This is a genomic window from Parapedobacter sp. (genome assembly GCF_035556095.1).
In the GTDB taxonomy this organism is placed as follows: domain Bacteria; phylum Bacteroidota; class Bacteroidia; order Sphingobacteriales; family Sphingobacteriaceae; genus Parapedobacter.
Map to the genome: position 1 here is coordinate 212,946 of NZ_DATMFT010000022.1, position 11,635 is coordinate 224,580.

9 protein-coding genes and 1 tRNA gene are annotated in these 11,635 nt (G+C 49.8%); 6 read left to right on the forward strand and 4 right to left on the reverse strand.

All coding sequences use genetic code 11. The annotated features are described in order from the left end of the window. Positions 1 to 58 precede the first annotated feature (58 nt). Both fusA and rpsJ read left to right on the forward strand, forming a co-directional pair. On the forward strand, positions 59 to 2,173 hold the full coding sequence (gene fusA / locus VNQ80_RS14780; RefSeq protein ID WP_325639966.1) for an elongation factor G: 2,115 nt from the start codon (positions 59 to 61) through the stop codon (positions 2,171 to 2,173). Between the two features lie 67 nt (positions 2,174 to 2,240). Beyond that, a complete protein-coding gene (gene rpsJ, locus VNQ80_RS14785) occupies positions 2,241 to 2,546 on the forward strand; it encodes a 30S ribosomal protein S10 (RefSeq protein ID WP_090632042.1) in 306 nt (101 codons plus the stop codon). Between the two features lie 76 nt (positions 2,547 to 2,622). Here the strand turns inward: rpsJ and VNQ80_RS14790 are convergent, their stop codons facing one another. Next, complete coding sequence (locus VNQ80_RS14790) at positions 2,623 to 3,264, reverse strand: porin family protein (protein ID WP_325639973.1); 642 nt, start codon at positions 3,262 to 3,264, stop codon at positions 2,623 to 2,625. Between the two features lie 225 nt (positions 3,265 to 3,489). Here VNQ80_RS14790 and VNQ80_RS14795 point away from each other — a divergent pair. Both VNQ80_RS14795 and VNQ80_RS14800 read left to right on the forward strand, forming a co-directional pair. Continuing rightward, positions 3,490 to 3,560, forward strand: a tRNA-Cys gene (locus VNQ80_RS14795). Between the two features lie 26 nt (positions 3,561 to 3,586). Then, positions 3,587 to 3,769, forward strand: a complete 183-nt coding sequence (locus VNQ80_RS14800) for a spore protein (protein ID WP_325639975.1) — start codon at positions 3,587 to 3,589, stop codon at positions 3,767 to 3,769. 25 nt (positions 3,770 to 3,794) lie between these two features. On the opposite strand, the gene VNQ80_RS14805 is transcribed toward VNQ80_RS14800, so the two are convergent. Beyond that, a complete protein-coding gene (locus tag VNQ80_RS14805; protein ID WP_325639977.1) occupies positions 3,795 to 4,529 on the reverse strand; it encodes a copper homeostasis protein CutC in 735 nt (244 codons plus the stop codon). A 101-nt stretch (positions 4,530 to 4,630) separates the two neighbouring features. Between VNQ80_RS14805 and VNQ80_RS14810 the strand changes: the two genes are divergently transcribed. Both VNQ80_RS14810 and VNQ80_RS14815 read left to right on the forward strand, forming a co-directional pair. Then, positions 4,631 to 6,184: an NAD(P)/FAD-dependent oxidoreductase gene (locus VNQ80_RS14810; RefSeq protein ID WP_325639979.1), complete on the forward strand. Its 1,554-nt coding sequence runs from the start codon at positions 4,631 to 4,633 to the stop codon at positions 6,182 to 6,184. After that, a complete protein-coding gene (locus tag VNQ80_RS14815; protein WP_325639981.1) occupies positions 6,171 to 7,037 on the forward strand; it encodes a cupin-like domain-containing protein in 867 nt (288 codons plus the stop codon). Before VNQ80_RS14810 ends, VNQ80_RS14815 begins: the two co-directional genes overlap by 14 nt. Here the strand turns inward: VNQ80_RS14815 and VNQ80_RS14820 are convergent. Then, entirely contained in the window at positions 7,023 to 7,919 is an 897-nt protein-coding gene (locus tag VNQ80_RS14820; RefSeq protein ID WP_325639983.1) for a PorP/SprF family type IX secretion system membrane protein, read from the reverse strand. The genes VNQ80_RS14815 and VNQ80_RS14820 overlap by 15 nt on opposite strands. 43 nt (positions 7,920 to 7,962) lie before the next feature. Further along, positions 7,963 to 11,635 (reverse strand): filamin/ABP280 repeat domain-containing protein (locus VNQ80_RS14825; RefSeq protein ID WP_325639985.1); only part of this gene is annotated, 3,673 nt, incomplete at its 5' end.

The following is an 11,635-nucleotide window of genomic DNA, read 5'->3' on the forward strand; positions in this document are numbered from 1 at the left end:
ATTTTTTATTGGTGCAATTTTGAAAACATCCGCACCCTGCGGATCATCTCAGAACATTATGTCAAGGGATTTAAAATACACAAGAAACATCGGTATTGCCGCTCACATTGATGCTGGCAAAACCACCACCACCGAGCGTATCCTGTTTTACTCAGGGGTAAACCATAAGCTTGGTGAAACGCACGAAGGATCGGCTACGACCGACTGGATGGCACAGGAACAGGAACGCGGCATCACCATCACATCAGCTGCCGTAACCGTATTCTGGAACTACCGTGACAACAAGTACAACGTCAACATCATCGATACCCCGGGACACGTGGATTTTACCGTAGAGGTGAATCGTTCACTCCGTGTATTGGACGGACTGGTATTCCTATTCTCTGCCGTAGACGGCGTGGAACCACAATCGGAAACCAACTGGCGTTTGGCTGACAATTACAAAGTGCCCCGTATTGGCTTTGTCAATAAAATGGACCGCTCTGGTGCTGATTTCCTGAATGTGGTCAAGCAAGTAAAAGAAATGCTTGGCTCGGAAGCTGTGCCTTTGCAATTGCCGATCGGTGCTGAAGATAATTTCAAAGGCGTGGTTGACTTGATCAACAACCGCGGTATCGTGTGGAACGAGGAAGATAAAGGGATGACCTTTACCGAAGTGCCCATCCCGGACGATATGTTGGACGATGTGGCCCAGTGGCGCGAAAAACTGTTGGAATCGGTAGCTAGCTACGATGAGTCGTTGATGGAGAAATTCTTCGACGATCCGGATTCCATCACCGAGCGTGAAGTGTTGGACGCGCTGCGCAAGGCCGTGCTTGATAACTCCATCGTACCGATGGTCTGCGGATCATCCTTTAAAAACAAAGGGGTGCAAACCATGCTCGATTTCGTGATGGAATTGTTGCCTTCACCTATGGACCAGGAAGCTGTAAAAGGCACGGACCCACGCAATGACCAGGAAATCAGCCGTAAGCCGGACACGAAAGAGCCGTTCTCTGCGTTGGCTTTTAAGATTGCTACCGATCCATTTGTTGGCCGGCTTTGCTTTATCCGGGTGTATTCCGGTAATCTGGAAGCCGGCTCCTATGTGTTCAACACGCGGTCGGACAACAAAGAGCGGATTTCGCGGATATTCCAGATGCATGCCAACAAGCAGAACCCGATTCCAAATATCGGAGCCGGTGATATCGGTGCGGTGGTTGGTTTTAAAGACATCAAAACCGGCGATACGCTTTGCGACGAGAAAAACCCGATCGTATTGGAGTCCATGAATTTCCCAGAGCCGGTTATCGGCTTGGCCATTGAGCCGAAGACACAGGCCGATGTAGACAAACTGGGTGTAGCATTGGGCAAGCTTGCTGAAGAGGATCCGACTTTCCGTGTTCAGTCTGACGAGGAAACTGGCCAGACCGTTATCTCCGGAATGGGTGAGCTTCACCTGGATATTCTCATCGACCGGTTACGGCGTGAGTTTAAAGTGGAAGTAAACCAAGGGGCACCACAAGTGGCCTATAAGGAATCCATCAACGGCACAACCCAACATCGCGAGGTGTATAAGAAACAGACCGGTGGTCGCGGTAAATTCGCCGACATCCAGGTGGTCATTTCTCCGGTGGATGCCGATTACGACCTTTCGAAGTCTCCGTTGCAATTTGTCAACGAAATCGTGGGTGGTTCTATTCCCAAAGAATACATCCCATCTGTACAAAAAGGATTCGAATCTTCGATGGTAAATGGCGTATTAGCCGGATATCCACTATCCAGCATGAAAGTACGCTTGATCGACGGATCGTTCCACGCAGTCGACTCCGATTCGCTCTCTTTCGAAATCTGTGCGCGTTCGGCTTTCCGTGAGGCACTCCCGAAATGCCAGCCGGTATTGATGGAACCGATCATGAAGATCGAGGTGCTTACACCGGAAGAAAACATGGGTGACGTGATGGGCGATCTGAACCGCCGCCGCGGACAGTTGCAAGGTGTCGATACACGTGCCGGGGCGCAGGTTATCAAAGCAAAAGTACCGTTATCCGAAATGTTTGGGTACGTTACGCAACTGCGTACCATCACTTCCGGACGCGCTACGTCGACAATGGAATTCGACCATTACGCTGAGGCTCCACGCAACATCCAAGAAGAAGTGATTGCCAAGGCAAAAGGAAAAGTAAACGTTTAATTCAAATACCATAGGCTGCCTGTTGTTAATAGCTCTAACGGGCAGCTTTCACTTTTAACTAAATAACATGAGCCAACGTATCAGAATCAAATTGAAATCGTACGATTACAACTTGGTAGATAAATCTGCCGAAAAAATCGTCAAAACGGTAAAACCCACAGGCGCGGTGGTAAGTGGTCCCATCCCCTTGCCAACAGAAAAGAAAGTGTACACGGTTTTGCGTTCACCACACGTGAACAAAAAAGCCCGTGAGCAGTTTCAGCTTTGTGCGTATAAACGGCTGTTGGACATCTACAGCTCCAACTCCAAAACGGTAGACGCGCTGATGAAGCTCGAACTGCCCAGCGGTGTTGAAGTTGAAATCAAGGTGTGACGGTTTCATTGAAAACAAAAAAAGCCCGTCTCGTTTAGCACGAGACGGGCTTTTTTTGTGTTGTAACTGGCTTACGCTATAGTGCAAACCCTAAACCAACGGTCCATACGCGGTTGGTCAACTTTTCGTCGCCCGTAAAATAGTTGTTGTTTGAGCCGCGGAGATCGGTTATCCCCATGCCATATCCACCATGAACCATCAGTCCATTAGCGAATTGAAAACCGCCGATAAAGTTCAAACCGAAATCAGTGCCTTTCAACGTTCCTTCCTTATCAAACTCAAATTCAGTTTCTGTAGAACCCCAGTCTGAATCATACTTGTTCTTCCCAGAAAGGCCGAATGCAACATATGGACCTGCGCCCAGGAAAAAGTTGCCTGCATTCTGCACTGGGAACTTAGCAACGAAGTTAACTGGGACTTCCAACCACATCGTATTCTGTGTAAAAGAACCAAATTCGTTATCGATTAATTCTGCACCTTTCCCTTGCAACGACACGCCGGGCTGGATTGAAAACCAATCGGTCGCGATTGGCGCATCTAAAAACGCGGTCACGTGAAAATTAGTCGAACTATTTGTTTGGTACGCGGCATTATCGCCCGAAAAATTATACTTCGGGAAATTTACCCCGGCTTTGATACCAAAACCCATGGGCTGACCTTGCGCGAAGGCACCTACAGAGACGCCTAATGCTACTATTGCTAATACTAATTTTTTCATTTTTGATTTCTCCTTTTTCGTTGAAATTTATGTATAAAACCAGATAGAGAGTGGCAAGATATGCGCCACGATTTGCATTAATAGCTTAATCAATTAATTATCAGCACACTACTCTAACATGAGTCATACCAACGAGTGTATGGATTATTGTACACTCAATTAATATCCATTCTACCTTTCCTATTATCAATAATTTATCTTAGCTTTGCAGTCCTTTAGCGAAAGGGTCGGGTGGCCGAGTGGCTAGGCAGAGGTCTGCAAAACCTTTTACAGCGGTTCGAATCCGCTTCCGACCTCGTTTTTATGACAAAAAAATAAGAAAATGGGAGTTACACGCTTAAAAAGAAAAGACAGAAGAAATAAGGTAGTGGCAAAAAACGAAGTGCAATTTTTGAAGCTTGGCCGTAACCTTGAAACAGGTAGCCGTTCCAAAATGCCGGCTAACAGCCAAGTTGTGAAGAACAACGCTGTCCTTGATAAACTGGCCACTGAATTGAAGAAGTAAGCTTACCGTTTACTTCGGTTTCTTTCTAACGATTTTTTAGCATATCCGCCATTTGGCGGATTTTTTCCTTTGCAGACACCCAAACGGTGTCACCCATCCCTCCCACTTCGCCACCTACGTAGTCCATCCCACTTCGCTGTTCGATTTTAGCCGATGAATGGAACGAAGTGGCTCCCGTCAGCTCCGCGATTTGTGTGATGTTCTGTTCGCTGATACCTGAGCCCGGCATCACTTCGATCCTCCCGTTAGCCTGTTTGATCAGTTGGGCTATCGTCTCCACACCTTCCATGGCAGAGTTTTTCAAGCCCGAGGTGAGCAGCCGGTCGCAGCCGAGGTTGATAATGGCCTCCAAGGCTTCGAAAGGGTCCCTGCAACGGTCGAATGCCCGGTGGAAAGTCACCTGCATGGGCCGAGCCAGCTCAATCAATTCGGCCATACGTAAGGAATCAACCTGCCCGTCCGCAAGCAGCATACCGATCACCACACCATCACATTTCGCTTCTTTACAAAACATGACATCCGATTTCATCTCTAAAAACTCGGTGTCTGTGTATAAGAAATCCCCGGCTCGGGGTCGGATCAATACGTGCACACCGATAGACAAGCCTGCCCTGGTAAGCCATACCTGCCCCAATGAAGGGGTGGTTCCACCCACATCCAAATTCTGACACAGTTCCACACGATCGGCCCCGCCTTCCTGCGCAGTTAAAGCCGACAATACCGAGTTGGCACAAATTTCTAATTGGTATGTTTTATCCATGGTTGGGGATGTATTCTTGTGCTTCAAACCTACTTAAATTTACCTTTATATCCAATTTCTGCGGCCCAATCTCAACCAACAAATTCCTATCTTTACGCCGCATGCGCGAATCGTTTGATATCATTGTCATCGGAAGTGGCCTTGGGGGTCTCGTCTGTGCCACCATCCTGGCCAAGGAGGGACTTAAGGTGCTCGTATTGGAGAAAAACAAGCAGTACGGCGGCAATCTCCAGACCTTTGTACGCAATCGTTGCATCTTTGACACAGGCGTCCATTACCTGGGCGGATTGGAAAAAGGCCAAAACCTCTATCAGTATTTCAACTATCTTGGCATCGCTGACAACCTCCATCTCAAGCGTATGGATAAGAACGGTTTCGACCGGATTACATTCGATAATGACCCTCACGAGTACCCATACGCACAGGGTGGAGACAACTTCATCAACCAGCTCTGCCACTATTTTCCTAGCGAGCGTCATGGTATCGCCAAGTTTTACACGCGTATGCAAGAGGTTTGCCAGCAATTTCCTCTCTATTTTCTCAATGGCAAAGACGCCTACCAATGGAATGAAGAAATACTCAGTTTGAAAGTGCACGATGTGATAAACAGCTGCACCACCAACCCGAAACTACGTGCGGTCCTGGCCGGCGTCAATCTGTTATATGCTGGAATCGCCGACAAGACCCCATTCTATGTTCACGCACTATCCACCAACTCCTATATCGAAAGTGCATGGCGATGTTTGAATGGTGGCAGTCAGATTGCCAAGCTTCTCATCAAGGCAATCCACAAGAACGGCGGCAAAACGCTGAAGTATAAAGAGGTGTCACAACTTCACATCGAAGATGGCCTAGTGCGGTCGGTCTCAACTACCGATGGAAGTACGTATCGGGCAGATACCTTTATATCCAACGTTGACCCCAAGCAAACACTTCGCCTCATGGGCCAATACCCCGTACGCAAATCGTACATCAACCACATCCGGCAGGCAGCGGACACCATTTCGTCATTCAGCCTCTACATCGTACTGAAACCGGGACGAATACCGTACCTCAATTACAATTATTACCATTTTAAAGACGAAACCAGCGTATGGGGCAACATCCATTACGACGAGACCGACTGGCCTGCTGGGTACATGGTGTCGATGAATGCGAAAAGCGAAAACGATCAGTGGGCAGAAGGGATGACCGTATTCACTTACATGCGCTATGAGGAGGTCTCTAGGTGGGCCCAGACGCATAACACGGTTGCATCGGCAAGCGATCGTGGCGACAGTTATGAGCAATTCAAGCAACGGAAAACTGAGGTCATGCTCAATGAGCTAGAGAAGAAATTCCCAGATCTGCGGAAACATATCCGCGCAACGTATGCATCCACCCCACTCACCTACCGCGACTATATTGGTAGTGAAACCGGCGGGATGTATGGTTTTATAAAAGATGCCAACCAGCCGCTGAAAAACAATCTCCCACCGCGCACTAAGATCAAAAACCTTCTGCTCACGGGACAGAGCGTCAACATGCACGGTATCCTTGGAGTAACCATTTGTGCGGTGCTAACGTGTTCGGAACTATTGGGCAAGGACTATCTGCTCCAAAAAATCAATGAAGAAAACGGATTACACATCCCCAATGCATATGGCAGCACTTAATCTCAAACCCCTCGAACGTATACAGCCCATTCCGAAAGAACAATTTATCCGGCGGTATTACCGTACACAACAACCTGTACTTATTGAGAACCTCACGGACGCATGGAACAGCAAATGGACATTTGACCATATCAAATCCCTGGCCAGCGAGCAGCTCGTGCCGCTGTATAACAATAAGCCTGCCGAGGGAAAAGAAAGCGTTTATGAACCGGTGATGAAAATGCAGTTCGGCGAATACATCGACCTGCTTAAATCAACACCCACCGACCTCCGTATTTTCTTTTACACGTTGAAAGATCATTGCCCACAGCTGCTGGAAGATTTTGAATATCCCGATATCGGACTGAAATTCTTCAAGCGGCTACCAGCTCTGTTTTTTGGAGGTGGGCTATCCAAGGTCTTCCCCCATTACGACATCGATTTGCCGGACAACCTGCACATTCACTTCGAAGGCAACAAACGTGTGCTGCTGTTTGGGCCAGATCAAAGCAAAGACCTATACAAGGTGCCATTTTCAATACACAACATCGACAAGATCGATCTCGACAACCCAGATTTCGACCGATACCCAGCCCTAAAAAATGTGCAGGGTTATGAAGTGCACATGAAACACGGTGATGCCCTCTATATGCCAAGCGGTTGGTGGCATTACATCACCTATCTCGACGGTGGTTTTTCGATGACGTTGCGGGCATTACCGCGCACACCGCGGCGCGTGGCAAAGATGCTATATAACGTCTTCGTGATGCGACTTGTCGACAACTCGATGCGGAAGATAAGCGGTCAGAAATGGCTAGATTTCAAGGAGCGGTGGGCCTACCGGCGAACGCAACGGGCGCTAGAGAAGACCTAGCTGATTGCCGAACCGATAGCTGAGTCCAATTTCGTGTGTGGTGTTGTTGATGCGCCTACTCAACACTTCGCTACCGGGATTAAACTGGTAGCTGTATCCTAACCCGAAACTCGCGAAATTGAACTGAGCCATGCCAGCAATCTCCCCATAACTGCGGAAGTTGCCGCCTATACCAAAAACTTGCTTAATGAAGAATAAGGCGGAGGCTTCTGCCTGTGGACGGAGGCTTTCGGAGTACGTAACCAACACGGACGGGCGGAAGTGGAAATCTGTACCCAACGGAAACAACGCCCCTGCCGTAAGGTGGTAGATGTTACGGAAATTGTATCGGCTATCGTCCGACCCACCCAAGCTGCTCAGCATCAGGCGTGGCAGGGAGAGTCCCACGTAGTAGCGCTCGGGTCTATACAACATTACACCAAAGCCGACCAACGGATCGACTTCCTTTACGTCTTCTCGAAATGCAGGGTCTTGTGGGTCCAACTGCGAGAAGCGCCCGTCCATGTAAGCTACTCCGGCATTCAGCGACAATCCCACGTATTCCGTTTGGGAGATACGGACGCTCTTCGCAAAAAATGCACTGGCTTCGGAAAGTTTTTCCACCGCCAGGCTCTCATGGCGGATGCTGAGCCCCGCCGTGGCACCAAAGTCTTTAAAGCCGATATGTCCGCTACCCCAAAATACGGCAGGCGCACCATCCACGCCCACCCATTGGCGGCGGCTGATCACACTTACTTCGCCACCACCGGCTATCAGACTTGCTGCTGGATTCAAAACCGTGCGCAACCGCCCATGTTGCGTATGCGTTAGCGGTTGTTGCGCGTTTGCGGCAGCTGCGAACATCAAAATCGCAGCTACCGTATTCATTGTTATTCTTCTCATTTTCCTTTTATCTAATAACTAACGACTGATGACCAACGACTAATCAATACCTCATTACAAAGTATCCCTTCTGCGCCCGCCATTCGCCATTTTCCTTGATTTCAACAATGTAAAAATAAGTTCCCGCAGGCAATTGCAACTGTCCGGTAGAGACGCCGCGGAAGACCTTATTCGCATTGTCATATCCAGAAACCTCGAACAATACCGTTCCATTTTTATTGATGATGGTTACCCTATTTTCCGGATAATCCCTGATTCCTTCAATCATCAGGAATTCATTAATCCCATCGCCATTCGGTGATACGGCTTTATGCACCCGCACCGGGAAGTCGCTTCCATCCGTTACCTGGATGGTAACGCTTACCGGTTCGGCCGGATAATAATTGGCGTTTCCTTCCTGCGTGGCGGTGATGGTGACGGTTCCCACACGGAGTACATCGAGCGTGTTCCCGTCAAGCTTAGCCACCTGCTCATCGTCTAGCGTCAGTGTCACCGACAAGCCGCTGCTGGCCAGTACATCCAGCGGTACACGGCCCACGCTGCGATCCAACTCGTCCGGCGCGTCAAATTCAATCTGCTGATGGGCGCGCGTCACGGTCAGCGTTGTTTCGTTATATTTAAACACATAATTCGCCGACTTTCCACCGCTGATTGTAATTGGATAGTTGCCTACGTCGCTACTCGGCGTCGCCGCGGTTGTGGCCACCGGCGCTTGTTCCAAATCCTGTTCCGTATCTTCATTCTCGAAACCGGAATAATGGAGTTCAAACGCCGGATTGGCCTCCCCGAATGGTCGGTCGACAGCTTGAACCGAAACTGAAAGTGTAGCGGGTTGGATAGCCAATGTCCGCACCACATCTTCCGCGGCCCCATAAATTCCTGCACCGGCTTGCGATGCGATGACTTGCACCGTACCTGCGCCATTTATACGCACACGGTTACCGTCCACAATTTCCGCGATATCGGTATCGTTGCCCTGCACATCCGTTATTCGGTAAGATACCGATAATCCGCTGGTTGCCGTTCCTTGCAATATGATTTCTTTATCGCCGTAGGTCTTGTCCGGGATTGGTGCAAACGCAATTTGTTGTTCCAATTCTTCCACTACAAGCACACCTATGGATACCGAGCGCTCCTCTCTCGTATTCCGTACCACACCATTGGCTTGCAAGGTATGCCTACCCAATTCCAGATCAGCAGGGATCGCCAATGTGCCCTCAAACGTACCGTTTTCCTGTACAGGTATGTGACCCAGCAATTGCGGTTCGGAGAACACGTACAATGTGATTACCGTTCCCGGCTCAAAGCCATAACCTGTCACCCGCACCGAAGCCCCTTCACCACGGATAATACGGATGACCGCTTCAACGTCCGTAATTGGGATTAGCTGATCATTGATACCGATAGAAGCCAAATCCATTGCGAATCCATCACCGCTTAGTCGCAAGTAGCTGTTATCGATCACTTCCAATGTAACGTTTTCCGGCTGGCCGTCAACAATCACGACGGTCTCTCCCGGCTGCGGTGTTGGCAGTTCACCGGTTTCGTCGGGCACCGGTATGGATGGCACTACCACGGGCGTGGCAGCACTAAACGCGCCCGTCCCGGCCGCGTTGACTGCCGCCACGCGCAACCGATAAGGCACGTTGTTGGTCAGTCCCGTTAACGTTGTTTCAGTAGCTGTAGAAATACCGTCGTCAATGGTATGCCAAGTTGCACCATTGTCCGTGGTATACTGGATTACGTAGTCCGTTATTGGGGCACCGTCGGTGTTTTCGGGTACCTTCCAAGTAAGTTGCACCTGTTCATCACCCGCTTGCGCCACCACAGCTGTCGGGGCGGCTAAGCTACTGCCCGCGGATAGGTTTGCGATGGCATTATTCAATTGTTCCAACGCTGCGTCTACTGCTGCCTGCGTAGCCGTCGGATTATCGAGCACAACCTGTGCGGTATTTACTGCCTCTTGCAGGTCGTCCCAACTTGCTGGCGTATAATCCGTTTCTACCAATCCATCCACTTCACCAACAGCTGTTTGCAGTGCCGATTTATCCACTGTTACGAGGAAGGCCAGCGTATTAGATTCCAATGTCGGTGTAGCTGTGCTGGCGACAAGGGTCACGTTACCGGCCTTTTCACCGGTGATCGTAAGTTGAACCGTACCTCCATTGGTTGTAGCCGCCGATAAGCCGGTGATTGACCCATCGCCGCTTTGTTGTGCAAATACAATTTGCAGCGTACTCTCAATGCCGGTCGTAATGGTGTTTCCAGCATTGTCTTTCAACGTGGCTGTCAATTGACGGGTATTGCCAGAAGCCAAGTCGGCCGTGCTTGCTACCAACTCAAGTTGTGCAGCGGTACCATGGCCGGCAACCATCACTTTCGATGGAGCTGATGTCAGTGCTGGATTAGCCGTAAAATTGAGTACGTACGTTTCACCGACGATACCTGAAAGCGCAATGTCAGTAAACGTGATGATTCCCGAGGTAGCCACGAGCGTTGTTGCGCCGGTAAGTGTACCACCATTTCCAGCAGCAATTGCAACGGTTACCTCTGTGTCGTTGTCTGAGGTAATAACGTTGCCGTAAGCATCGCGGATCTCGATCAACGGTTGCGTAGCAAATATTTCACCGCTGGCACCGGCAACGGGATGTTCGATAAAGACAAGCTGGGTTGCCGTATTTGGTGACACCGTACTGTTATACGGACTGCCGTTGATGGCGGCGCCCCCCAGGGCAATGTGGATTTCATCTTCGCCTGCTCGGGTTGGTACGTAGGTCACCGAGTATGTGCCATCACCGTTATCGACTATATCACCTACTTCCGCCCCTGTATTTGCACCGTCGATATTCAGATCAATGTCATCAAGCGATACATCACTTACCGGATTGCCTTCGCTATCGCGAATGATAATGGTGATGGTAGTGGTTTCGCCAGCCGTACCCGGCGTGACAACAGCAGTTGTGGTGGAAGCATCCGGTGCACCTGCGATTAAGGTGATTGCATTTGATGTTACCGCCGGTATAGTTGTTGCGGATGTTGTTGAAATACTGAATTCCAGTTCATAAATACCTGCCTCTCCGGTAATGCCTAGATCGGTAAAACTCCAGCTTTCTGTGTCACTTAGCAGCCGCGTTGCAGCGGTGCCGTCCAATGCCCCATTCCCCGATTTAATAGCGGCATATAGAACAGTTCTACCCGTGCGCGGGCCAGCTGGATTGTCAAATGCGTCCAATAGCTCGATAGTGGGTTGCTGGCCGAATACCATACCACTCCGTGTTGTTGCACTAGGCTGGGTGCTTATTGCCAATTTTGCTATTGGTCCGCCTATGATTTCTGAAGAGTAAGGGCTGCCACTGATGGCATCGCCGTTTAAGGTAATGGCAATATTATCCATGCCAGACTTGGTCGGTGTGTAAACCGCTTTGTAAGTACCAGGGGCCGTACCCGCAACGAACGTCAGCGTGCTCGTGTTATCACCGATGATGCTACCCGATAAATCGGTTGACGCGCCTGCAACAGGGTTATCATATTCGTCCAGCACCGTAACCGTAATCGTGGTTTCCTCCCCGGCCGTTCCGGCCCCGACAGTAGCAGTCGTATGGCCAACAGAGGCCGCACCAACTGTAACCACAACCGTCTCCTCGTCCGTGATGTCCGTGCCCGCAAGCGTACCGGTGATCGTAGCCGTCCCAGGGCTCGTAGCCGTAAGCGTGGCC

Bases quoted from the DNA above. Each gene is read 5' to 3' on its own strand.
- VNQ80_RS14810 (WP_325639979.1), top strand. From the start codon at position 4,631: ATGCGCGAATCGTTTGATATCATTGTCATCGGAAGTGGCCTTGGGGGT.
- VNQ80_RS14805 (WP_325639977.1), bottom strand. From the start codon at position 4,529: ATGGATAAAACATACCAATTAGAAATTTGTGCCAACTCGGTATTGTCG.
- VNQ80_RS14815 (WP_325639981.1), top strand. From the start codon at position 6,171: ATGGCAGCACTTAATCTCAAACCCCTCGAACGTATACAGCCCATTCCG.
- VNQ80_RS14800 (WP_325639975.1), top strand. From the start codon at position 3,587: ATGGGAGTTACACGCTTAAAAAGAAAAGACAGAAGAAATAAGGTAGTG.
- rpsJ (WP_090632042.1), top strand. From the start codon at position 2,241: ATGAGCCAACGTATCAGAATCAAATTGAAATCGTACGATTACAACTTG.
- VNQ80_RS14790 (WP_325639973.1), bottom strand. From the start codon at position 3,264: ATGAAAAAATTAGTATTAGCAATAGTAGCATTAGGCGTCTCTGTAGGT.
- fusA (WP_325639966.1), top strand. From the start codon at position 59: ATGTCAAGGGATTTAAAATACACAAGAAACATCGGTATTGCCGCTCAC.
- VNQ80_RS14820 (WP_325639983.1), bottom strand. From the start codon at position 7,919: ATGAGAAGAATAACAATGAATACGGTAGCTGCGATTTTGATGTTCGCA.